Consider the following 25694-nt stretch of genomic DNA (forward strand, 5'->3'; position numbering starts at 1 on the left):
ACCGATATTTATTTAAAATAGGAAACGAGACCCATGCCCATATAAAAAGTAACGATGAAGGTAAGTGAATTTTACCGATTATTGCTTCTTTCGCAAGTTCAAATCAAAAAGAAATGGGGATGACGCAATGGAAGTAAACCTTATGTTGAACAAAATGGAAACCTTATCTCGTGACGAGCGTTTTGATCTATTATTAAACCAGCTAAGAGAACATGATTTTTATACATTTAGTCACTCTGTAAATGTAGCTAACCTATGTACAGATTTCTGTCGATATTTAAATATATCTATGGAAACAAGGTTGTCTATTGTTGATGCATTTTTACTCCATGATATTGGATATTTATATGTGGATGCTGATTTGCTTGTAAAAACAGATCGATTAACTCCTAAAGAGGAAGAGGAAGTATCGAATCATGTTTTATATGGTGAAGAGATTATTAACACGTATTTAAATGATGTACCTATCGATAGGAGCATTATTTTATTACATCACGAGAACATCAACGGATCTGGATATCCATTTTATTACAAAAAGGATAAAATACCCTATTACTGTCGCATGTTAAGGATTATTAAGGATTATGATTTGATGATACACCCAAGATATACAAAGAATAAATACACTCAAGAAGAAGCTTTAAGAGAGTTAACACAATTTGTAGATGTTTATTATGATAAAGAGCTTGTCCATTTGTTTATTCATTATGTCATAAGTAAATCGATTCAAGTTTCCTGAACTTAAATCAATTAGGTATAGTCAAAAAAGTAAAAATATTGGCGCTATTAGTTGATAGCTGGCACCTATGTCGGTTTTCTTGAGGCTTTGATTATGTTTTTAAAACCATTCCGGTAACCTATGCTTTTTACTGTGATTATTTAAACATGAGACTCATCAATGAAAAAACGTTGCAAGTCTTATTGCTATACACCATGTTTTTTCATTGATAACCCTGTTAACCACCCATCCCCGTTGCTGAAAACTTTAATACCATACCCCTGTTACTTCCTATTCTCCCGTTCCAATCATCCATTTCATAATTACGGATTTTTTAACTGAAATAAATAACACTTTTGCATTGACATTCTATTTTTCAGTCGTTCAATATTTAAAAGTTTTGAATTTTGTCAAAAAATATATTAAAAAGTCTCAATATTCTATTATTTTGCCTGTTATAATATTAACAATAAGGTAAAAAGGATTAAGTCAAAAGTAGTTTTTTCCTCTTTTGCTTAAACCATTCAACGATATTCCGAAGTATTTTAGTCTATAGGCCCGTTTTTTACTCTTAAGTCGGATTCTAACTACATTCTGTTCACGAACACCAACTATGAAGTCCTCTAACATTCAGATTTTCCGACATACTTCGGTATTCCTTCTTGATTAGCATCCTAGTTAACCACTTCTTTGTTTATTGTAAACTCTCATTTTTGTATAACGACATGAATTCTCTAATGGAAGAAGACTTTAAAGTGAGTCAGGAGATGATACTTTTTAAAAAAATACCAAATACGAACGAGACGATAAATTAACTAGGTGAATATTAAGGAGGAGATCAAATTGAATCATGACAAACCTACTATTACGTTAGAACAATATATCGTTAATCCTAGTACAATGGCTTTATTACCAACAGACGGTCCATATGGATATCCATGGACATTGGTTTTAGAAACGAATAAACAATACAGAATCCAATCCCATTCTTTAAAAATTGTCGATAAATCATGCCATAACTTTGGCTCTAGTTATAAAAGCAACAAAGAACATGTGAATCGAGTGATGGGCAAGATAAAAATGGTTCCTGTATGTATTTGTAAAGAATTGGATGTCTATTTATTTCCTCTTTACTCACCAAAACAAATTCGAAAGTGTATATGGTTATCACTAACCCAAATTGATCATTATCATAATGTTGATGGAGGTACCACACAGGTGGTGTTTCGTAATGGATACTCCCTTAATGTCGACATTAATTATTACAGTTTTAAAACAAAAATAGAGAGGGCACATAAATATCGAGACAGTTTAGCTGCCATGGTAAAAAAATATGCGACTGATGAATATATGATATTAGAAAAATTAACAAGTATTCTAAAAGGATACTTTAACAGTGAACAAATATAGCTAAACGCATTCAGTTGATGAATCGATACACAATATATGTGCTTTCTATCACTTCGTCATACTACATATTGTGGTAAGGTATTTTTAAAATGATATGTTGAGGTGAAGAAATGGTTGAAGCTTTCGTTAATAAAACATTAGATGAAAAAATACGTGACTTAATCATACTTGATGAATCAATAGCAAATGAAAATGCAAATAAAGACGGAAATGTATTTAATACACAGAGAGACCTCCTAGCAGGAATTACGGCTAAAGATTATTCAATGCGTTATTTACTACCTAAAAGAGTGGCAGAATCGCATGAAAGAGGCGAAATTCATTTTCATGATCTTGATTATTCTCCTTTTTTTCCGATGTTTAATTGCATGCTAATTGATTTTAAAGGCATGTTCGAAAATGGCTTTTCGATCGGTCATGCGGATATTGAAGAACCTAAATCAATAAAAACAGCAGCTGCCCTTGTCGCACAAATCGTAGCTAATGTATCCTCCAATATTTATGGTGGAACGACTTTTAATCGTGCGGACGAAGTATTAGAGCCCTATGCGATACGAAGTTTTAAAAAACATTTAAGAAATGGTATGGTGTGGATTCCTGGTGAAAAGGAACAAGAAGACTATGCATATAAAATGACCGAGAAAGAAATTTACGATGCGATGCAATCTCTTGAATACGAAATAAATACGCTATTTAGTTCGAATGGACAAACCCCTTTTTTTAGTTTTAATTTCGGTCTTGGTACCTCTTGGTTTGCACGAGAAATTCAAAAAGCAATCTTGAAGGTTCGAATTGAGGGACTTGGAAGGGATAAGAAAACGGCTGTTTTTCCTAAGTTAATCTTCACACTGAAACGAGGTATTAACTTAGATAGCAGTGATCCCAATTATGATATTAAGAAACTAGCATTAGAGTGTTCGGCAAAACGAATGTATCCGGATATTTTAAGTTACGATAAAATCGTAGAAATGACGGGGGATTTTAAAAGTCCCATGGGGTGTCGTTCGTTTCTTTCTTCTTATCAAGAAAATGGCAAGTATATCACAGACGGTAGAAATAACCTCGGGGTGTGTACGTTAAATCTACCTCGAATTGCCATCGAGTCGAATGGGGATAGGGCTGTATTCTGGTCACTACTTTATGAGAGATTAGACATTGTCTATGAAGCTCTCATGTTCCGTATTGAAAGTTTACATCGTACATTAGCGAAAAATGCCCCCATCCTTTATCAATATGGAGCAACAGGAAATAGACTCCATGCCGACGAACATGTTGTGGATATGTTTAAGAATGGTCGGGCTACGATATCCATTGGATATATTGGTTTATATGAAGTAGCGACTGTTTTTTATGGAGCAGAATGGGAAGGTAATAAAGACGCCAAAACATTTACTATAGATATAATGAAGGCATTAAAAGATACGGCTGATGGATGGAAAAGGGAAACAGGCTACGGATTCAGTGTCTATGCGACGCCATCTGAATCCCTTACGGATCGTTTTTGCCGGTTGGATACTCAAAGTTTTGGTGAAATTAAAGACATTACAGATAAAGGCTATTATACGAATAGTTTTCATTATGATACTCGAAAAAAAGTGAATCCGTTTGAGAAAATAGATTTTGAAAAAGAGTATGAGCCCTACACGACAGGTGGTTTCATTCACTATTGTGAATTTCCATCTTTAGTTCATAATCTTGAAGGTTTGGAAGTAGTTTGGGATTATGCTTATGATCGGATTGGTTACTTTGGTACAAATACGCCCATCGATAAATGTTATGAGTGCGGCTTTGAAGGAGAGTTTGAATCAACGACACATGGCTTTGAATGTCCTAATTGTCATAATGACAACCCGGAAACCACTTCGTGTATTCGGCGATTATGCGGATATCTCGGTTCCGTGATACAACGAAAGCCTATTAAAGGACGTCTTAAAGAGATCAACAGTCGGACAAAACATGTTTAGGCGGTCACAAGTTATGAATTATGCAGATTATAAACGTTTTGATATGCTGAATGGACCAGGAGTGCGTCATTCCTTGTTTGTCAGCGGATGTCATCATCGATGTAAAGGTTGTTGGAATGCTATCGCTTGGAACTTTGATTTTGGCTTTCCTTACACGACAGAAACTGAGGATAGAATAATAGATGATTTAAATATGAAAGAAATTCCTATTTCAGGTTTATCGTTACTTGGTGGTGAACCATTTGAACATCCAACCGTCTTAACGCATCTTTTAAGTCGTATCGAAAAGGAATGTCAAAATAAAAATGTTTGGTGTTGGACTGGATTCACTTTTGAAGAGATTTTATTGGATACGGAAAAACGAAAGATGCTGGGGCACCTTCATGTCCTTATCGATGGAAAGTTTGAGCTAGATAAAAGAGATCTACGACTTAAATTTCGTGGGTCCTCGAATCAACGTATCATAGACGTGCAAAAATCAATTGAAAGTGAACAGGTTGTCCCTTATAAAGGTTAGTCGTTAAATATAAAATTTTGTTATAAACAAAGTCGCTTTAATTAGCATAACATGCTTATTAAAGCGATTTTTAGTTTGGTAATTATTTTCTCTAAACATTCAAAAAAGAGATGTAATGGTTGGAAAGCGGGTGTTTTATGGTAAAATAGAAAAGAAGATTAAAAAATCACAAAATGATGATAATTTTAAAAAATATTTTTAACATCAAGAGAATGAAAAGAGGGATAACATGAATATTGTTGTATTGGGTGCTGGGGCCATAGGAGGTTTTTATGGTGCAGTACTTACAAGACAAGGTGAAAATGTCACTTTTATAGCAAGAGGAAAGAACCTCGAACACTTACAAAAACACGATTTACATATCGAAAGCATTTGGGGAGACTTCTCTGTTCCCGTAAAAGCTGTTCCAGCTGATGATATTCCAAGTTTAGACCCTTGTGATGTTGTTATACTTGCCGTTAAATCGACCGCACTTATGAATGTTATGCCTCAATTAAAAGAACTTCTCGCAGAAAATACGAAGATTTTATGTTTGCTAAACGGTATTGGTAATGAAGAAGTCTTAGCTGAAGAGTTTGGGGCTGAACGAGTGATCGGGGGGTCTGCCTTTGTATCTACCATTTTTGAAAAACCGGGCCTTATTCAACATGTCGCAGAAGGTAAAATTGTCATGGGTGATTGGACGAAGGAAAGATCAAAATTGGTTGATCAACTTGCGGAAGTCTTGACAAAAGCAGGCGTTGAGATCGAAGTCTCTGACAACATCCGACAAGCAAAATGGGAAAAATTACTGTGGAACATTTGTTTTAATCCAATTACAGCTTTAACTCAAACTAAAGTAGGGGTTGCGTTAAAAAATCAGGATATTTATCCTATTATGAAACGGATTCAGTCTGAATACTTGGCCGTCGCTAAAGCTTATAATATTCATTTTGATCCTGAAAAAGCGGACTGGATCTTTGAAGAAAATGAAGATGCTGGAAATCACAAAACGTCGATGTTACAAGATTTTGAATCTGGAAAGAAAATGGAATTAGACGCTATCATGGGTTATGTTATAAAACTTGCACATGAGAAAGATATACCGGTTGCGACAATCGAAACCATCTATCATCTATTAAGGTTTGCCGAAAATGAGGCGAATAAGAACTAATATAATATGTAACATACCATTGCATCGTTTCCGATTTGAATCATACCCGCGTGTGCCTAACATTAATTGCCATTAAAAGCGGGGACGTTCAAGAAGTGACCAGGTTCCAATCTGATAAAAGATATTGAAGCGGATAGTGTGCCTGATCCAAGGACTGGTGCACCACTATATATTCCGAACGAACCAAGCGGCAATCTTGTTAATTTAAAAATGCGGTATCAAGTTAAATTTGAATGGACATCTATCTCATGAGAGGATGTCCTTTTTATTTGGTCATTATTTAATAAACTATGGTGTACTGAGCACTAAACGATAACTTGAGTTAGAATTTAAGGTGTTACTAAGTCTTTCGTTTACCATAAACCTGCTGAATTATTGGAGAATCAATCGTTTTTCAGCTATATTAAAATGTGTAGAGTCTAAATGTTATACATAGAGGATGGGGAATGAAAGGATGTTTAAAATAAAATACACGCTTTCTACCATCATCATTGCCTTAATACTCGTAATTATGACTGCATTGTATATTGATAAGAAAACCACGGATACGAATACAGTAACACCCCAAAAGAATGCGGCAATTGATGAAAAGAAGCAATCTAAAACGTCAGCTAAGCCAGAAACGTCATCAACCCAAATAGAAACTAAGGCAAACCATTCACAAGTAAAGTCTGAAGAAGAGGAAACGAAAAATGAAGCGAGGATTGATGCTCCTCTCATCCGTCAATTACCTGAACTCCCCAATGGGTGCGAAGTAACAAGTTTGACGATGCTCTTAAACCAAGCTGGATTAAAGGTTAATAAAATGACACTAGCCAGCCAAATAAAAAAAGTTCCGTTCAAAGAAGGCAACTATAATGGAAATCCAAATGAAGGGTTTGTTGGGAATTTATATCATGGAGGGCCGGGATATGCTGCTTATCATGGGCCTGTTTTTCAATTAGCTGAGCGTTATCTAGGAGATCGTGCTGTCGATCTAACCGGCAAGGAGTGGAGGCAAATAGAGGAGCAACTTGCAAGCGGCTCTTCAATTTGGGTTATTAACAATGTAAACTTTAATGAGCTTCCTGAAAGTCAATTTATCACATGGCATACCAAGCAAGGCAATATAAAGATTACATATAAAGAGCACTCTGTGTTGGTAACCGGGTATGATCAAGATTATGTTTATTTCAATGATCCACTTACAAATACAAAAAATAAAAAAGTAAGGAAATCAGCTTTTATACAAGGGTGGAAACAAATGGGGAGTCAAGCGATATCCTTTAATTCTAGACAGAAACTTGATGAAAACGAGATGAACAGATACCAGTCTAAGATGGACAACTTAATCAAAAAATAGTTCAATCAGTTATCTACCTAAACTTTTTTCAAATCTTTTAATAGGAACGTCATATATGATATTTTCGTCTTTTGAGTGTATAATTATTCAGAAAATAGAGGGGTGAAGAAAAGTTGATGATTCAAGCAGAAAATGTATCCTATAAGCGTGTAAATAAGGACGTCTTAAAAAATATTTCATGGCAAGTCAAAGAAGGAGAGCATTGGTGCCTTGTCGGTTTGAATGGAGCGGGGAAATCAACTTTATTAAATATGGTGAATGGTTATATTTGGCCAACTGAAGGTTCTATGACTGTACTTAACCAAACATTTGGACAAGTTGATTTACGAAATTTACGACAATCAATTGGATGGGTGAGCTCTTCCTTGCAGCAGCAACTTCATGATAATGAAATTGTAGAAAATATCGTTTTAAGTGGTAAGTTTGCCACGATCGGATTATATGACGATATTGAAGATAGAGATAGGGAAAAAGCTTATGAATTGATGGACGAACTTCATTGTCACCACTTGGCTAAACGAAGCTACGATACCCTTTCACAGGGGGAGAAACAAAGGGTTATTATTGCACGGGCGCTCATGGCAAATCCGAAACTGCTCATCCTAGACGAACCGTGTACAGGACTTGATATTTTAGCAAGAGAAACCTTGCTTTCTATCATTGAAGAGCTGGCAGAGAAACAAGACGCTCCAACTTTAATCTACGTTACACACCATGTAGAAGAAATATTGCCTTGTTTTACCCACACCCTATTATTAAAGAATGGCACAGTTTTTGATTCTGGGAGAACAGAAGAATTAATGAACGCTGAATCGTTATCTGCTTTCTATGAGAGACCTGTGCATTTAGATAAACAAGATGAACGGTTGTATCTAAGATTAGCCCAATCCACAAAAAACAGCCTATAACCTAAGAAACTCCTCTGGAAGTTTAACAGAGGAGTTTCTTATGATTAGAATAAAAGATAGATAGCAAAGACGGCTGCCAAAATAAAACGATAGATAGCAAAAGGAATTAACTTCACACGTTGCAATAGTTTTAAGAAGAAAACAATCGCTAATAGAGCAACGATAAAGGCCGTCACAAATCCAACAACAAAAAGAGGTAAGTCGGACATCGATAACAAGTCGAGACTTTTATAAAGATCGAGTCCACTTGCGGCGATCATCATAGGTACCGCAACAAGAAATGAAAATTCGGCTGCTGTTTTGTGGTTAAGTCCAGAGATAATACCACCAGAAATTGTGGATCCTGAACGTGAGAAACCAGACCATAAGGATAGACATTGGAAAAGCCCCACAACAAAAGCTTGACGATAGGTCATTTGGTCTAATGTTGTGCTTTCGACGTGTTTTGATTTTTTCTCAGCATAAATCATTAAAATACCACCAGCAACTAAGGCAATAACAACTGTTATTGGTGAAAATAAATGACTTTTGATGAAATCGTGAAGGAGCAATCCGAGGATTACTGCTGGTATCATTGCCACAATAATATGTATTAAGTTCAAATTACTTGTGTATTTTTCACGATGGTCACGATAGAGACCAAATAAACTCCACAGACGTTTCCAATAGATAACGACGACGGCTAGTATGGAGCCGAGTTGAATCACAATTTCAAATGTCTTGGCTTTATCACCAGTAAAATGAAGCAGGCTTCCTACTAAAATGAGGTGTCCAGTAGAGGACACGGGTGCGAATTCTGTTAAACCTTCAACAGCACCAAGAATAATAGCAATCAGGATGTCGTGCAAATTATTCACCAACCTTTTCTATAAATGTAACCATGACCTTATATAAGTACGTGTTCAAAAAGGTGACAAATCAGAAGCAAGAAGATAAGAGCGAGCAGTTCCTGAGGACCGGAATGTAGGTTTTTACTACATGAGGACCGGCCTTCCACAGGATGTGGTGGCTTCAACATTGCTCACAGGACGTGAGCGATTTTAGTTGAAGATCCTCTTGGATAGCGCCGAGATTCGTAGCTTATCATTTGGTGACTTTTTGAACAACCTATTATAATACGTGTTCAAAAAGGTGACAAATCAGAAGCAAGAAGATCAAGGCGGCGCCGTTTTGAGGACCGGAATGTAGGTTTTTACTACATGAGGACCGGCCTTCCACAGGATGTGGTGGCTTCAACATTGCTCACAGGACGTGAGCGATTTTAGATGAAGATCCTCTTGGATAGCGTCGGAGATTCGTAGCTTATCGTTTGGTGACTTTTTGAACAACCTCTATAAGTCATGACTATGACTAAATGACTTACAATATCCTAATTAATTATACTATTTATCATCAGAATCATGTTTTCTATAATAGTGAAAACTTTCTTCCAAAAAAACACCTTCATTATATCATATTGCTTGACTAATAGTTATACGTTAATCAATACTTAATATTTTGAAAAGACGAAATGTTATGGATATAATTAAATAGTAAAAAAATTTAATGAAAGCTGTTGACTTAACTATAATATTCTGTATAATTAGCTACACAAAGCAGTATTAACAACACATATAAGAGTATAAAATCAATGATAAAGAGAGTAATTACACTCGTTTGTGATTAGCGAGCCGGGATGGTGAGAGCCGGTACAAAGATGGTAATGAACCGCACTTTGGAGATGTTATCCTAAAGAAAACCATGTTTTTATAGGGATAATCGGGTCGCACCCGTTAATAGCTTAAAGTTGATCTCATATATTTGGGATAATTAGAGTGGTACCGCGGGTTATGTCAATAACGCTCGTCTCTGTTTTATATAGAGACGGGCGTTTTTTAATTCTATAGGGATTGAATATTCAAATAAACAAAACAATACAATAGATTGATTAAAATCGACGACAAAGAGAGTAATCGCAATATTTCGTTTTCAGCGAGCTGGGTCGGTGTAAGCCAGTACGTGTATTGCGGTGAAACGCACTTTGGAGATGCTAACTTGAAAGAACATATTCAAGTAGAGTTTAGCCGGGTTGCTCCCGTTATAGCTTGTAAGTTGGTTCCGATTTGGAACAACAAGAGTGGTACCGCGGGTGAATACTCGTCTCTTTAGAGGGACGGGTATTTTTTTACCCGTTAAAAGAGAAAAAAGAAGATTTTAGAGACAATGGACGTACAGAAAGAGTGGAGGAATAAAACGTGAAAGTAGGAATTGTAGGGGCTAATGGTTACAGCGGATTGGAACTTATTCGGTTACTGACAAACCATCCAGTTGCTGAAATTGAGATGCTAATCTCTCATTCAACAAGTGGCCAATCTATTAAAACAATTTATCCTCATTTAAAGGACATTTGTGAGATGGATTTAGAAGATCTTACGATAGATGAGGTAGCAGGGCGCGTTGAACTTTTATTTTTCGCAACGCCTTCTGGTGTAAGTTCACATTATATTGCATCACTTATTGATAAAGGAATACCTTGTATTGACTTATCAGGGGATCATCGATTATTAGACCCTGCAACCTACCAAGCGTGGTATCACAAGGAACCAGCACCAATAAAAGCTCTTAATCAAGCTGTCTATGGATTGTCAGAATTTTTCCAAACAGAAATAAAAGATGCTCAATTGATTGCGAATCCAGGGTGTTACCCAACTGCAACCTTACTTGGTATCTTGCCAGCATTAAAAAAAGGATTCATAAACAAAGATTCAATTATTATTGATGCAAAATCCGGTTTATCAGGAGCTGGAAGAGGGACTTCTTTGATGACCCATTTCGCAGAAACTAATGACAACCTAAAAGCATATAATTTGGGTAGCCATCAACATATACCCGAAATAGAGCAAACACTTAAAAAGGTAACACAATTGGAAACTAGGGTGACCTTTTCAACACATCTTGTTCCGATGACCCGAGGAATTATGTGTACGATTTATGCAAAAGTGATGGGTAGCCAAACAACTGAAGACTTCATTAAAGAATATAAAACCTTTTATAAAAATTCACCCTTCGTTCGCATTCGAGAGGCGGGTCAATGGCCAACAACAAAAGATGTATCTGGTTCAAACTATTGTGACATTGGTTTTAATGTGGATGAACGAACGGGCCAAGTTACCATTGTATCGGTTATTGACAATTTGGTTAAAGGCGCAGCTGGTCAAGCGATTCAAAACTTCAATTTGATGAATGGTTTAGATCAGCAGATGGGTCTTAAACAAGTTCCTATGTATCCATAAAATAAGAGGTTGTACTAAAGGTTTAATAACGTGTTAGATTTGCTTGGTGATACTAAAAAGATAAGAGATTAGGAGGATTGAACATGATTCCAGAAAAAACAGAAGCCCTTAAGTATGTAAATGAGGGAAGTGTCGGCACGCCAAAAGGTTTTCAATCAGGAGGTTTACACTGCGGATTAAAATATAAAAATCTAGATCTAGGTTGGATCTACTCTGAATATCCAGCAGTTGCTACAGCTGTTTTTACAACGAATGCATTCCAAGCAGCACCTCTTGTGGTAACAAAAGATAGTATACAAAATGGCCACTTGTTACAGGGGGTTATTGTCAATTCAGGAAATGCCAATGCATGTACTGGTGAAAAAGGCCTGTCAGACGCTTATGCGATGCGTAAACTTTTTGCAGATCATGTTCATCTTTCTGAAAATCACGTCGGTGTATTATCTACTGGTGTCATCGGTGTTCAGCTTCCAATGGATAAAATTGAGCAAGGCATTGAATCGATTAAACTTGAAGATAGTGACGCAGGCTCTTTCGAAAAAGCCATTATAACGACTGATACAATGACAAAGCATTTAGCAGTTCAAATGGAGATTGACGGCAAGACCGTCACCATTGGTGGTGCTGCAAAAGGATCAGGGATGATTCATCCAAACATGGCAACCATGCTTGGTTTTATAACAACTGATGCAAATATTGACGCTGCTTCATTAGATTTCGCATTAAAAGAAATCACCAATCAAACATTTAATATGATTACCGTAGATGGTGATACAAGCACAAATGATACGGTTGTTCTTATGGCTAATGGCGCAGCTCAAAATAAAGTGTTATCAAAAGAACATCCTGAATGGCCTACTTTTATCAAGGGATTAACTTATGTGTCTGAACAATTAGCAAAAAAGATCGCACGTGACGGTGAAGGAGCAACAAAGTTAGTCGAAGTTCAAGTTACAGGTGCAAAAGATGATACTTCTGCGAAAGCGATTAGTAAAACAATCGTTGGTTCTAGTTTAGTGAAAACAGCCATTTACGGAACTGATCCAAACTGGGGACGGATCGTCTGTGCGATTGGATATAGCGGGGAACCACTAGATCCGAGTAAAGTGAGTGTTGCCCTTGGTGACATCTCCATTTTCGAGAAAGGGACTCCAACTTCTTATAGTGACGCTGAAGCCAAAACTTACTTAGAGCAAGAAAATGTGGTCATCAAAGTCGATCTCGCTGACGGAACAGGAAAAGCGACTGCATGGGGCTGTGATTTAACCTATGACTATGTCAAAATCAATGCCTCATATCGTACATGAGAGGGGAAAGAAACATGAAATATTTGGTCATCAAATGCGGTGGAAGCGTGTTTGAAAAATTACCAGCATCTTTTTATAAAAGCATTATACAAGTAGCCAAAGATAGTGAATGGACCCCAATCATCGTACATGGAGGCGGACCTAAAATATCAAAGCTATGTGAACAATTAAATATAGAGTCAACTTTTTATAATGGACTACGTGTGACATCACAAGAAGTTCTAGAAGTAGCAGAAATGGTTCTAAATGGATCGATTAATAAAGAAATTGTGACAAAAATCCACAATGAAGGTGGTAAAGCTATTGGCCTTAGTGGTTTGGATGGTCATCTCTTAATGGCAGAACCGCTTAAAGACGGAAATCTCGGCTTTGTTGGTGAAGTGAAGGAAGTTCATGCTTCAATCATCGCTCAGGTTGCGGAACAAGGATTCATCCCCGTTATCTCACCGATTGCAAGTGACAATGACGGTCAGCATTACAACATCAATGGTGATATGGCTGCTGCAGCCATTGCTGGAGCCTTAGGTGCAAAACTTTGCTTTGTCAGTAACGTTCCTGGCATTTGGATTGACAAAGACGGTGAACGTACGATCCTTTCAGAGGTATCGGATCTTGAGATAAAAGAGCTTATAAAGAAGAAGATCATTAGTGGCGGCATGGTCCCGAAGGTCATTTCTGCTATTGAGAGTTTACAAAATGATGTGAAAGAAGTTTCTATTATTAGTGGTCATGAGGAAGAAAGCATTAAAGCCTTAACCAGCGGTGAAAATGTTGGAACAAAAATTTTCCTTGAGGAGGGAGTAACATATGTTGGATAGTCAAACATCACTTTTATCATCGGTTATGCCGACGTACAAACGGTTTCCAATTGAAATGAAAAAAGGAAAAGGAAGTTATGTGTGGGACGCAGATGGCACAAAATATTTAGATTTTACTTCAGGGATTGCAACATGCAATCTTGGTCATGTTCCGGATTCAGTAAAGGAAGCCGTTTCTGAACAACTTGAAAACCTATGGCATTGTTCCAATTTATATCATATTCCGAGCCAAGAAAAGCTGGCCCATCTGTTAACGGAAAAAACATGTTTTGATCAAGTGTTTTTCTGTAATAGCGGGGCAGAAGCGAATGAAGCAGCTATTAAATTAGCCAGACGCTATGCGAATAAAATTAAAGGAATCAAAGATCCCACCATCGTGACGTTTACTCATTCATTTCATGGGAGAACACTTGGAACGTTGACTGCAACAGCCCAAAAGAAAATACAAGATGGTTTCTCACCTTTAATGCCAGGATTCACGTACTTGCCATATAACGATTTAGATGCTCTTTCCTATCTTGCACACAACAATCACTGTGCGGCTGTGTTACTCGAACTCGTTCAAGGTGAAGGAGGCGTCATTCCAGCAGATCAAGAGTGGGTTAATGAGTTGCATCAGATTTGTAAAGACAATGACATTCTCTTTATGGTCGATGAGGTTCAATCGGGTGTTGGGAGAACAGGAACACTCTATGCATATGAACAATACGGAATCGAGCCAGACGTTTTAACTTCAGCCAAAGGACTAGGTTCAGGATTTCCGATTGGGGCGATGCTTGCTAAGTCAGCAGCTGCTAAAGGTTTCGAACCTGGAAGCCATGGGAGTACTTTTGGGGGCAACCCACTTGCAACTACGGCAGGGGTAGCAACACTTGAGACATTTGATAAAGAAGATATCTTATCCAAAAGTATCGAAAATGGAAACTATCTAAGTGAACAATTGAGTGAGTTAAAAGATAAATATAAAAAACTTATTATAAGCGTAAGAGGCAAAGGTCTTTTACTCGGTTTAGAAACAGCGATACCAGCCGCTGATGTGGTCACTAAAATGAGAGAACATCAAGTACTCATTTTAACAGCTGGTGAGAAGGTTGCTCGTATTTTACCCCCTTTGACAACAAATAAAGAGGAAATTGATACATTCATTCAAACGATGGATCTAGTTTTAAGTCAATTATGAAAAGAGGTGAATCCTAATGGATAAAGGTTATCTGGTATTGGAAACAGGAGATATTTATGAGGGAACTTGGATTGGTTCTCAGGCTAAAGCTTCTGGAGAATTGGTCTTTAACACAAGTATGACAGGCTATCAAGAGATATTAACAGATCCATCCTATGCCGGACAAATTATGACATTTTGTTATCCTTTGATTGGCAATTATGGCGTTAATTCATTGGATAATGAGAGTGCAGCTTTGCATCCTGAAGCCGTCATCATTAGTGATTTGTGCACTATGCCAAGTCATTATTTATCAATTAAAGGGTTCTCTGATCACCTTGAAAGCGAAGGTATTCCCGGCCTTTGTGGCGTAGATACACGAGCAATTGTGAAGAAAATTCGTAAGCAAGGAACAATGAAAGCTATTATATCGAAAACACCGGATGTACAATTCGATACATCTGTGGATGACTCCGCTTCATTAGTACAAACAGTATCTACCAAACAATCTTATACGATTGAAAATGACGGTCTACATGTTGTACTAGTCGATTATGGTTTTAAAAAATCCATGCTAACGGCTTTAACCAATGCAGGATGTAAGGTGACGGTCGTTCCATATGATACAACCTATGATAAGGTCAAATCATTAAATCCTGATGGTGTCATGTTTAGTAACGGCCCAGATGATCCCGTGAAACTCGCTTATTTATTTAAAGAAGTCAAGGCGATGACAGAACATTATCCGTCTTTAGGGATTTGCCTCGGACACCAAATGATTGCATTAAGCTATGGATCTAAAACAGATAAACTACTCTTCGGGCACCGAGGAGCGAACCATCCTGTTAAGGAAGTTTTAACCGGGAAGGTATGGATGACCTCGCAAAATCACAGTTACGTGGTGACTGAGGATAGTATTAATGAAGAGATTTTTACAGTGACGTATCGAAATGTAAATGATAAATCAATTGAAGGGTTAAAGCATAATCAATTACCGATTGAAACGGTTCAATTTCATCCTGAGGCTCATCCAGGACCAGATGATACACAACATATTTTTAATCGATTTGTTGAATCAATGAAAGCATGCAAGGGAGACCGGACCAATGCCATTACGTACTGACATAAAAAAAATCCTTGTTATTGGCTCGGGTCCGATTGTCATTGGGCAAGCAGCCGAGTTTGACTATGCGGGAACGCAGGCTTGTCTTGCTCTTAAAGAAGAAGGTATCGAAGTTATCCTGATCAATAACAATCCTGCGACCATTATGACGGATGAGAAAATTGCTGACAAAATATATATTGAACCACTTACGATTGAAGCAATCGAAGCCATTATAAAAAAAGAAAGACCAGATGGTGTGATTGGAACATTAGGTGGGCAAACAGGATTGAATTTAGCTGTTGAGCTATATCAACATCATATTCTTGAAAAATATCAGGTTGAACTTTTAGGCACATCGGTTGATTCGATCCAACACGGGGAAGACCGCGAGTTATTCAGACAATTGATGATCGATATTCATGAACCGATTCCTGACTCAAAGATCATTCATACTTTTGAAGAGGGGTATGAGTTCGTCCAAGAAATTGGCTATCCTGTGATTATTCGTCCGGCCTATACACTTGGTGGATCAGGTGGCGGATTTGCTAATAACGATAAGGAATTAGAGCTTGTCCTAAAAAGAGGTCTTAAGCTCAGTCCCATTCATCAAGTTTTAATTGAAAAAAGCATCAAAGGCTGGAAAGAAATTGAATATGAAGTGATGCGGGATGCAAACGATACATGCATCATTGTATGTAATATGGAGAATTTAGATCCAGTGGGTGTTCATACAGGGGATTCCATTGTTGTCGCTCCATCTCAAACATTAACAGATGTCCAATATCAAATGCTACGTCATGCTTCATTAAAAATCATTCGATCACTAAAAATTGTCGGTGGTTGTAACATTCAATTTGCTTTAAACCCAGACTCAAATGATTATGTGATTATCGAAGTTAATCCAAGGGTTAGTCGTTCATCAGCCCTTGCCTCGAAAGCGACAGGTTATCCGATCGCCCGTATCGCGACTAAATGTGCGATTGGCTATCATTTGGATGAAATCATTAATCCGATTACAGGAACAACCTATGCGTCCTTTGAACCTGCGATCGACTATATCGTTGTGAAACTTCCACGATTCCCATTTGATAAATTCACTGAAGCAGAAAGAAGCTTAGGAACACAAATGAAGGCGACGGGAGAAGTCATGGCGATCGATCGAACCTTTCAAGGTGCTCTAAATAAAGGCCTCAGATCTCTTGAGTCCGGCATCAAGGATTTGACTTATTCTCCGTTCGAAAAAGCACCAGAAGATGAACTTATTTATCATTTAAAAGAAGCAACGGATTTAAGAATCTTTGCGATTGCTGCGTTAATGAAAAAAGGATACAAGGTCGAAATGGTTCATAAAGAAACGCAAATCGACTTTTGGTTTTTAAATAAAATCAAAGACATGGTTGAGTTTGAAAAGACGCTTTCAAATAAATCAATAGATGAATTAACAAAAGAGCATTGGCAAATAGCCAAGCAATACAATGTAAGTGATGCCACGCTTGCCCGAATTTTTAAAGTAAGTGAAATGGAGATCCGTAAAAAAAGAATCGACTTAGGCATTACTCCGAGTTACAAACTCGTTGATACTTGCGCGGCAGAGTTTGAAGCCCAAACGCCATACTATTATTCAACTTGGCTTGGTGAAGATGAAGCTGAAGTAAGCCAGGTTCCAAAAATATTAGTCGTAGGTTCTGGCCCAATCCGAATAGGGCAAGGAATTGAATTCGATTATTGTTCCGTTCAAGCTGCTCTTGCAGTTAAAGAAAAAGGCTATCAAGCGATTGTCATGAATAATAACCCAGAAACCGTGAGTACGGATTATTCAATTGCGGATCGACTATATTTTGAACCGTTGGCTCTTGAAGATATTCTGAACGTTGTCGAAAAAGAAAAGGTAGAGGGTGTCCTTGTTCAATTTGGCGGCCAGACGGCCATAAATATAGCCAAGGGATTAGAAGAGGCAGGGGTCAAAATCTTAGGAACATCATTGTCTGGTATTGATCAAGTAGAGGATCGGGAGCAATTTTATGATCTATTAAGCTCACTTGATATTCCTCATATTAAAGGAGATACGGTTCATGAGCTCCAAGGATTGATTCCAGCAGCTAAAAAACTCGGCTACCCAGTTCTTGTTCGCCCATCTTATGTTATTGGTGGCCAATCCATGGTGATCTTCTATAATGAAATGGAGCTAAAACGGTATATTCAGGAGAATAAGGAAGGAATCAGTGCTTCTTCTTTCCCACTTCTTGTTGACCGTTATGAGCCAGGACTTGAATGTGAAGTTGATGCCATTAGCGACGGACAGGACGTCATCATCCCTGGCATCTTTGAACATATTGAAAGAGCAGGTGTTCACTCTGGTGATAGCATCGCCATTTTCCCATCCATGACGTTAACGAAAGAACAAAAAGAAACATTAGTTGACTATACGATGCGTATTTGTAAAAAAGCACAAATAAATGGACTTATCAATATTCAATTTGTTATCTCGGGTAGCGTTGTATATGTTCTAGAAGTGAACCCGCGAGCATCAAGAACGGTTCCTATCATGAGTAAAGTGACAGGTATTCCAATGGTTGAATTAGCTGTTGGCGTTCAATTAGGTGAAACACTGAAAGGACAATACAATGAATTAGGGCTATTAGAACCACCTGCCCTTTATGCTGTTAAAGCTCCGGTCTTTTCATTCTCAAAACTCAAAGGTGTTGATCCTGTTTTAGGGCCTGAAATGAAATCAACAGGTGAATTGCTCGGGCTCGGAAAAACTCCGAATGAAGCATTGAATAAAGCCCTACTATTAGGAAAAGGTCATCCTTTATTAGACGGTAAAAGCGATGGGAAAGTCGTCATATTCTCTATAAATGACCGAGACAAAGATGAGTGTTTACCGTATGTTCAACTACTCGTAAATAAAGGTTTTAAAATTGCATCTACCAAAGGAACAGCGAAATACCTAGAGGCACATGGCATACAGGTTACACAGATTCCACAAGATTTAGAGGAGCTGAAACAAAGCTTCGTACAAGGACAAATTGCGACTGTTTGTAATCTCCCTGTCCAAGGAAGAAACCTTTCAACCTTTGGGTTTAAACTTAGGGAGATGGCGGTAAGGTACCAAGTTCCTTTGTACACGGCTATAGATACGCTCAACCAAATTTTATCCTTAACGAATACGAATGAAGACATCAGCGTCTTATCGTTAGAAGAATATAAAAAAGAAAAAATGATGATTAATCATGGAGAGTGAAACAGATGCTAAAAGTGAATGAGATAAAAGAAGTGAAAAAGAAGGATTTTCTAACAATAGCAGAATATTCACCAGAAGAAATTCAACATTTATTAAATGAAGCGGTTCAAATGAAGGCTTTGCAGAAAAAAGGGATTCCACATCCTTATTTAAGCGGAAAGGTCCTGGGGATGATTTTTGAAAAATCATCCACCCGGACACGTGTTTCTTTTGAAGTAGGGATGATTCAACTTGGCGGCCAAGCGATTTTCTTAAGTAATAAGGATATACAGCTCGGTCGGGGTGAAACGATTGCTGATACAGCAAAGGTCCTCTCTCGCTATGTTGATGGCCTAATGATCAGGACATTTGGACACAATATTGTTGAAGAGTTTGCAGATAATGCCGATATTCCGATTATCAATGGTTTAACAGACACGCATCATCCCGCTCAAGTTTTGGCGGATTTACTTACGATCTATGAGCATAAGGGAGACTTAAAAGGACTCAAGCTGTGTTATGTTGGAGATGGCAATAACAATATGTGTCATTCACTTCTTGAAGGAGCAGCAAGCGTTGGCATGCATATCTCAACGGCTTCTCCGGAAGGGTTTGAACCATTAGACAGTATTGTTCAGGGAGCAAACCAAATCGCTGAGAAAACAGGAAGCATTGTCTCATGCGGACATGATCCAATTGAAGCAGCAAAAGATGCAGATGTGATTGTGACGGATGTCTGGACGAGTATGGGCCAAGAGGCTGAAGCAGAAGAACGCATAAAACAATTCAAGGCTTACCAAGTCAATGACGAACTATGTTCTTATGCAAAACAAGACTTTATTTTCCTTCATTGCCTACCTGCTCATCGGGAAGAAGAAGTGACGGCAAGCATCATTGATGGCCCGCATTCAGTTGTTTTTGATGAAGCTGAAAATCGTGTACATGCACAAAAAGCCATTCTTAAAGTATTGATGGAAAGCAACTAATTTAATATATTTTTATTGAAATACCAAAGACTTTTTTACACTAATAAGGTAAACTAATAGAATCGACTAAGGATAATAAAAGGAGGAATTTGTGATGGCAAAAGAAAAAATTGTTCTCGCTTATTCAGGAGGATTGGATACATCTGTTTGCATTAAATGGTTGCAAGATAAATACAATTATGATGTTGTTGCCCTCAGTATTAACGTAGGTGAAGGTAAAGATCTCCAAACGGTAAAACAAAAAGCTTTGGACGTAGGGGCTATAAGTTCTTATGTTGTGGATGCTAAAGATTTGTTAGCTGAAGACTATCTTCTGCCAGCTCTTAAAGCGAACACATTATATGAAGGCAAATACCCATTATCTTCAGCACTTTCTCGTCCGCTTATTTCTAAACTTCTCGTTGATGTTGCTGAAAAAGAAGGGGCAACAGCTGTCGCTCATGGATGTACCGGTAAAGGAAATGACCAAGTTCGTTTTGAGGTATCTATCCAAGCGCTTAATCCTAAATTAAAAGTTGTTGCACCTGTTCGTGAATGGGGAATGACACGTGATGAAGAAATTAAATACGCCGAGGAAAATGGTATTCCAATTCCTATTGATTTAGATAATCCTTTCTCCATCGATGCCAATATCTGGGGACGTGCATGTGAAGCTGGTGTCTTGGAAAATCCATGGAACGAAGCGCCAGAAGAAGCTTATGAATGGACAAATCCTATTCAAAATACACCTGACGTGGCAGAATATATTGAAATCGGTTTTGAAAAAGGTAAGCCCGTGTCATTGAACGGTGAGTCTTTAAGCTTTGTTGAAATCATCGAAGCACTCAACGACAAAGGTGGCTTACATGGTATCGGACGTATTGATCATATTGAAAATCGTTTGGTTGGGATTAAATCACGTGAAGTTTATGAAAATCCAGCGGCGCTTATTTTGATCAACGCACACAAAGAACTTGAAGCCTTAACGTTGACTCGTGAAGTGGCTCACTTCAAACCAATCATTGAACAACAAATGGCACAAATCGTCTATGATGGACTTTGGTATTCACCAATCCGTACAGCACTGCAAGCCTTCATCGATGATACGCAAAAACATGTTACAGGAACAGTGCGTGTGAAATTACACAAAAGCACACATGTTGTTGTGGGACGTAAAGCAGATAAAAGTCTTTATAATGAAGAACTTGCGACGTATACAAAAGGTGATGCCTTTGACCATAATGCAGCAGTAGGGTTCATTAAACTTTGGGGCCTTCCAACAAAAGTCTATGCAGAAGTTCATAAAGAGAATCAACAGGAGGATGGCAATGGCAAAACTATGGGGCGGCCGGTTTACGAAGGAAACAAATAAACAAGTGGATGCGTTCACCGCATCCATTGGTTTTGACAGACAACTAGCTAAAGAAGATATTGAAGGAAGTCTCGCTCACGTGCAAATGCTAGGTGAATGCGGGATTGTATCAACTGAAGAAGCTGAAACGATTCAAAATGGATTGAAAACGATATTAGCAAAAATTGAATCTGGGAACGTTGAATTTTTAACCGAGCATGAAGACATCCATATGAACATTGAGAAAATGTTAATTGATGAGATAGGAGCTGTAGGTGGGAAACTGCATACAGGACGAAGCCGAAACGACCAGGTTGCAACGGATATGCATTTATATATGCGGAAAAAAACAAAACGACTAATTGAGTTAGTTGAACACGTGCAATATGCCTTACTTAGTCAAGCAAAAGAAAACATCGAAACGATTCTTCCGGGATATACGCACCTCCAGCGTGCTCAACCTATTTCTTTTGCCCATCATTTAATGGCTTATTTTTGGATGTTTGAACGAGACAAAGATCGTCTAAGAGACAGCTTAAAACGAATCAATTGGCTGCCACTTGGTGCCGGTGCTTTGGCAGGTACCACGTTCCCAATTAACCGTAAACGTGTAGCAGAGCTCTTGGATTTTGATTTCGTTTATCCAAACAGCATGGATGCCGTAAGTGATCGTGATTTTGTTGTCGAAGCCTTATCCATTTGTTCTTTGATGATGGTTCACATGTCACGTTTATCTGAAGAATTGGTTACTTGGAGCAGCCAGGAGTTTCAATTTGTTGAACTTGATGACGCGTTTTGCACCGGTTCAAGTATTATGCCGCAGAAAAAAAACCCAGATGTACCTGAACTATTAAGAGGGAAAACGGGCCGTGTATTTGGTCATTTAGTGGGCATGTTAACCGTTTTAAAAGGCCTTCCTCTTGCCTATAACAAAGATATGCAAGAAGACAAAGAAGGCATTTTTGATACGGTTAATACTTTAGAAGGTGCTCTTGATCTCCTTGCACCAATCCTTGAAACGTTAACTGTCAAAAAAGACAACATGCGTAAAGCTGTCACTCAGGACTATTCTAATGCAACGGATATGGCTGATTACCTTGCTACAAAAGGTTTGCCATTTAGACAAGCGCACGAAGTAACAGGAAAAGTTGTTTTATATGCGATTGAACATGGCAAGTACTTATTAGATTTAACATTAGATGAGTTTAGAGAATTTAGCTCACTTTTTGAAGAAGATATCTTTGATATCCTAGCTCCTGAAAATGTCATGCGTGCAAGACATAGTCAGGGCGGAACAGGTCCTGATCAAATTAAGATACAAATTCAGTTAGCTGAAAGTAAATTATAAAATTAGAAACACTCAATTTCTATGTGGAATTGAGTGTTTTTTACATTATTACATTATTAAGAGGTGCCATCTAATATGCGAATTCAGATGGATGCATGGAAATTAGATGTTGTGCAATTCGGATACGAGGTAGTGCCATTTGAGCACGATGCATAAAAAAATCCCTCAAAATATTTGAGGGATTTTTACCAACTTGCCTTTTTAACTCCAGGAATCTGACCCTTGTAGGCTAATTCTCGGAAACAAATACGGCAAAGTTTAAATTTGCGAATAACAGAATGTGGACGTCCACAACGTTCGCAGCGTGTATATTCTCTTACATTAAATTTTTGTTCTCTGCTATGCTTAATGAGTAATGATTTTTTTGCCATAATTCTAATCCTCCTATATTTAATATTGTGAGGAAAGGTGAAAAACATATTATATCTATTTTTGCTGAAATAGTAAATAGGGGATTATTGGAAAAGGAAGGTTAAGGTTAGGAGTATTTAGTAAAAGTAAAATGGAATAATCACTCCAGCAGATAAAACTAACTTATCTAACGAGGATAAAATAAACACGTTTCAAAGATGGTACGTCCTTGAAACGTGTTTGTTTTGATATTTATTTGCAATCTAAATTTTATAACTTCGTTAAGACATTCTCGAGCATTTGAAGACCTGCATTTCCGTTCATTGTCATAATGGATTCAGGATGAAATTGCACGGCTGCGATTGGTAATGTTTTGTGTTCTATCGCCATGACATAATCGTCTTCAGTGCAAGCTGTGACCGTTAAGTCATCTGGAAGATTTTTAGCATAGATGGAATGATACCGCCCAGCATAAAAGAATTTAGGAATTTCCTGAAATACTTTTGAATCTCCTGTTTGTTTTACAAGCGACTTTTTACCATGGGACGGATAAGATAAGAAGTCAAGTTCTCCGCCAAAATATTCTACTAGTCCTTGCAAGCCAAGACATATTCCAAATAAAGGCAATCCTTTTTCAAGGCAAATTTGAATCGTTTCTTTCATGTTAAATCGATCTGGATCACCAGGTCCTGGTGATAAGATAACGAGATCAACCGGTTCATCCATACGTTTTAATAACTCGCGAGCATGAACGCTTCGCATAACAGTGACTTCGGCACCTAAGCTTTGGATATAGCTGGATAACGTGTGAACAAATGAGTCTTCATGATCGATAAGTAAAACATGTTGATGTTTAATCGCTTTTTTCAAAGGATTATGGTCTAAAAGATCACTTTTTTCTTGTGCAGGACGTAAAGCTTCCATTAAAGCTTGAGCTTTCGTTAATGTTTCCTGTTCCTCACTTTCTGGAATGGAATCATATAGCAATGTGGCTCCGACACGAATTTGAGCGAGGCCACTATTAAGTTTCACTGTTCTTAATGTGAGACCTGTATTTAAGCTGCCATTGAAACAGAAATAACCGATGGCGCCACCATACCATCCACGTGGTGTTGCCTCATGTTCTTCAATCCAAGACATGGCTTCAAGCTTTGGTGCGCCGGTAACCGTAACAGCCCACATATGTGTCATGAAAGCATCAAAAGCGTCGAATCCTTTTTTTAATTTACCTTTAATATGGTCGACCGTATGAAAGAGGTGAGAATAGGTTTCAATTTGTCGCCGCCCAATGACTTCAACTGTGCCAGGAACACAGACGCGTGATTTGTCATTTCGATCAACATCCGTGCACATGGTCAATTCGGATTCTTCTTTCGTTGAATTTAACAAAGTTTTAATTTGTTCAGCATCTTCAATACTAGAAGCTCCACGTGCAATCGTTCCGGAAATGGGGCAAGTTTCAACAATATGATCTTCCACTCGAACAAACATTTCTGGTGAACAACCGACTAAATATTCATCATCAAAATGAATAAGAAATCCATAGGGACTCGGATTGATTCTTCTTAAGTTGCGGAAAACTTCTGTCGGTTTGATGTCACATTTCTTTGATAAGACTTGCGTTGGAACAACTTCAAATAAATCGCCTACAGCGAAAGATTTTTTTGCCTCGTTGACTAGGCTTGCATAGTAGCCTTTATTATAAGGCTCCTCTTCTCTGTTAGGATTTATTTTATAAGGCTTTTCAACACCAGTACGCGGTAAATCATGCGTTGAAAGGTCACGGTATTTAAAGTCATAACTTAGTTTGTAAGCTTGCTTAATTTCATGATCCGCAATATAAAATTCATCTGGCAAATATAAATGCAAATCAGATTGATCTTTTGCACGCTCTTTTTTTAAGTTTAATTTTTCAAATTGTAGGATAAGATCATAGCCAAATGCCCCGTATAAACCAAGAAATTCATCATTAGAGTAGAATTTCGCTTGAATTTGTCTTAATAATTCAAAGATGGATGGCTGCTTGGTTCGTTCTTCTTCTTTTGTTACGACGAAATTCTCTGATTTGATTGTACCTTCAATCGTTTCAGGAGTGACATCATTAAATATGACCGCAGGGTGGTCTATTGTATTAATCATATAGTTGATCAATACAATTCCACGATCATTCAAGGCATGTATGGTAAATGTATTTTGTTTAACGATAATTTCAATTGGAGGATTAATAAACCCAATATCCCATCTTGAATAACGCCCAGGATATTCATACGTACTCGAAAACAACGCACCTTTATACGTATCAAGTTTTTCTAATAAATAGGTTACTGGATAATCAAATTCTAATGTTTGTTTGGCTTGAGTAATTTGAAGTCCATCTGGGGTAGTGAAAGAAATTGGAGTATCCTCATTTGTGTCAAATAATAGCTTCATGCGTAACATCCTCTCTGCAATTTTTAAACTTACAGAAAGAGCAAGAATGGTATAGGGAAAATGACGAAATTAAAAATACTTATGCCATTATAGTATGCTATACATAAAATTCTCAGCTCTTCTATCTAACTCATCTCAACTAAGCTCTACTAGTATCCCTATCTTACAAGGAATTGTTAGAAAGTTCAAGCGCTCTTTTTCGAACAGAACTTAAGCAGATTTTATTATCTATATCAAAAAATATAGAAAGTCCATTATCCAGTTTACAATAGGAAGAAATTTAACTATTCTGTTGAAATTATGAATAGGAAAGAATGATGGGTGAATCAATATGAAAAGAAATGATGGTAAAC

At 37.6% G+C, this 25694-nt stretch carries 19 protein-coding genes and 2 other annotated features; of the genes, 16 read left to right on the forward strand and 3 right to left on the reverse strand.

The features are described from left to right. Positions 1-154 precede the first annotated feature (154 nt). The 7 genes from GMB86_RS07900 to GMB86_RS07930 all read left to right on the forward strand — a co-directional run bounded on the left by GMB86_RS07900 (position 155) and on the right by GMB86_RS07930 (position 8012). Entirely contained in the window at positions 155-739 is a 585-nt protein-coding gene (locus tag GMB86_RS07900) for an HD-GYP domain-containing protein (RefSeq protein ID WP_196220160.1), read from the forward strand. Positions 740-1561: 822 nt separating this feature from the next. Next, positions 1562-2128 carry a competence protein ComK gene (locus GMB86_RS07905; RefSeq protein ID WP_155218447.1) on the forward strand — a complete coding sequence of 189 codons (567 nt, stop codon included), beginning with the start codon at positions 1562-1564 and terminating at the stop codon, positions 2126-2128. Between the two features lie 110 nt (positions 2129-2238). After that, the gene (gene nrdD, locus GMB86_RS07910) at positions 2239-4092 is read left to right on the forward strand and encodes an anaerobic ribonucleoside-triphosphate reductase (RefSeq protein WP_155218449.1); all 1854 of its coding nucleotides are present in this window, start codon (positions 2239-2241) and stop codon (positions 4090-4092) included. Positions 4093-4105: 13 nt separating this feature from the next. Continuing rightward, positions 4106-4609, forward strand: coding sequence for an anaerobic ribonucleoside-triphosphate reductase activating protein (gene nrdG / locus GMB86_RS07915; protein ID WP_155218451.1), 504 nt, complete (start codon positions 4106-4108; stop codon positions 4607-4609). A gap of 229 nt (positions 4610-4838) precedes the next feature. Further along, the gene (locus tag GMB86_RS07920; protein ID WP_155218453.1) at positions 4839-5762 is read left to right on the forward strand and encodes a ketopantoate reductase family protein; all 924 of its coding nucleotides are present in this window, start codon (positions 4839-4841) and stop codon (positions 5760-5762) included. Between the two features lie 454 nt (positions 5763-6216). Beyond that, positions 6217-7104 carry a C39 family peptidase gene (locus GMB86_RS07925; RefSeq protein WP_196220162.1) on the forward strand — a complete coding sequence of 296 codons (888 nt, stop codon included), beginning with the start codon at positions 6217-6219 and terminating at the stop codon, positions 7102-7104. A gap of 116 nt (positions 7105-7220) precedes the next feature. Beyond that, the gene (locus tag GMB86_RS07930; protein WP_155218457.1) at positions 7221-8012 is read left to right on the forward strand and encodes an ABC transporter ATP-binding protein; all 792 of its coding nucleotides are present in this window, start codon (positions 7221-7223) and stop codon (positions 8010-8012) included. Between the two features lie 44 nt (positions 8013-8056). Here the strand turns inward: GMB86_RS07930 and bacA are convergent, their stop codons facing one another. Beyond that, positions 8057-8860 (reverse strand): undecaprenyl-diphosphate phosphatase, encoded by an 804-nt coding sequence (gene bacA, locus GMB86_RS07935; RefSeq protein ID WP_155218459.1) that lies wholly within the window; start codon positions 8858-8860, stop codon positions 8057-8059. Positions 8861-9633: 773 nt separating this feature from the next. Next, positions 9634-9865 (forward strand) — a binding site (T-box leader). 74 nt (positions 9866-9939) lie between these two features. Then, positions 9940-10159: a binding site (T-box leader), on the forward strand. An 87-nt stretch (positions 10160-10246) separates the two neighbouring features. Here bacA and argC point away from each other — a divergent pair. The 9 genes from argC to argH all read left to right on the forward strand — a co-directional run bounded on the left by argC (position 10247) and on the right by argH (position 22560). Beyond that, positions 10247-11284, forward strand: coding sequence for an N-acetyl-gamma-glutamyl-phosphate reductase (gene argC / locus GMB86_RS07940; RefSeq protein WP_329602821.1), 1038 nt, complete (start codon positions 10247-10249; stop codon positions 11282-11284). Between the two features lie 83 nt (positions 11285-11367). Next, complete coding sequence (gene argJ, locus GMB86_RS07945; RefSeq protein WP_155218461.1) at positions 11368-12591, forward strand: bifunctional ornithine acetyltransferase/N-acetylglutamate synthase; 1224 nt, start codon at positions 11368-11370, stop codon at positions 12589-12591. Between the two features lie 14 nt (positions 12592-12605). Beyond that, complete coding sequence (argB, locus tag GMB86_RS07950) at positions 12606-13409, forward strand: acetylglutamate kinase (protein ID WP_155218463.1); 804 nt, start codon at positions 12606-12608, stop codon at positions 13407-13409. Then, entirely contained in the window at positions 13399-14589 is a 1191-nt protein-coding gene (locus GMB86_RS07955; protein WP_155218465.1) for an acetylornithine transaminase, read from the forward strand. Before argB ends, GMB86_RS07955 begins: the two co-directional genes overlap by 11 nt. A 16-nt stretch (positions 14590-14605) precedes the next feature. Next, positions 14606-15691 (forward strand): carbamoyl phosphate synthase small subunit, encoded by a 1086-nt coding sequence (locus GMB86_RS07960; protein ID WP_155218467.1) that lies wholly within the window; start codon positions 14606-14608, stop codon positions 15689-15691. After that, positions 15675-18917, forward strand: coding sequence for a carbamoyl-phosphate synthase (glutamine-hydrolyzing) large subunit (gene carB / locus GMB86_RS07965; protein WP_155218469.1), 3243 nt, complete (start codon positions 15675-15677; stop codon positions 18915-18917). The genes GMB86_RS07960 and carB overlap by 17 nt, the downstream gene beginning before the upstream one ends. A 5-nt stretch (positions 18918-18922) precedes the next feature. Further along, the gene (argF, locus tag GMB86_RS07970) at positions 18923-19882 is read left to right on the forward strand and encodes an ornithine carbamoyltransferase (RefSeq protein WP_155218471.1); all 960 of its coding nucleotides are present in this window, start codon (positions 18923-18925) and stop codon (positions 19880-19882) included. A gap of 94 nt (positions 19883-19976) precedes the next feature. After that, positions 19977-21233, forward strand: a complete 1257-nt coding sequence (locus GMB86_RS07975) for an argininosuccinate synthase (protein WP_155218473.1) — start codon at positions 19977-19979, stop codon at positions 21231-21233. Further along, positions 21190-22560 carry an argininosuccinate lyase gene (gene argH, locus GMB86_RS07980; RefSeq protein ID WP_155218475.1) on the forward strand — a complete coding sequence of 457 codons (1371 nt, stop codon included), beginning with the start codon at positions 21190-21192 and terminating at the stop codon, positions 22558-22560. Before GMB86_RS07975 ends, argH begins: the two co-directional genes overlap by 44 nt. A 185-nt stretch (positions 22561-22745) precedes the next feature. Here the strand turns inward: argH and GMB86_RS07985 are convergent, their stop codons facing one another. After that, on the reverse strand, positions 22746-22931 hold the full coding sequence (locus tag GMB86_RS07985) for a type Z 30S ribosomal protein S14 (RefSeq protein ID WP_155218477.1): 186 nt from the start codon (positions 22929-22931) through the stop codon (positions 22746-22748). Positions 22932-23181: 250 nt separating this feature from the next. After that, positions 23182-25341 (reverse strand): anthranilate synthase component I, encoded by a 2160-nt coding sequence (locus tag GMB86_RS07990; RefSeq protein ID WP_155218479.1) that lies wholly within the window; start codon positions 25339-25341, stop codon positions 23182-23184. Between the last annotated feature and the right edge of the window lie 353 nt (positions 25342-25694).

It is taken from the genome of Terrilactibacillus tamarindi, from assembly GCF_009718825.1.
GTDB lineage: Bacteria > Bacillota > Bacilli > Bacillales > Sporolactobacillaceae > Terrilactibacillus > Terrilactibacillus tamarindi.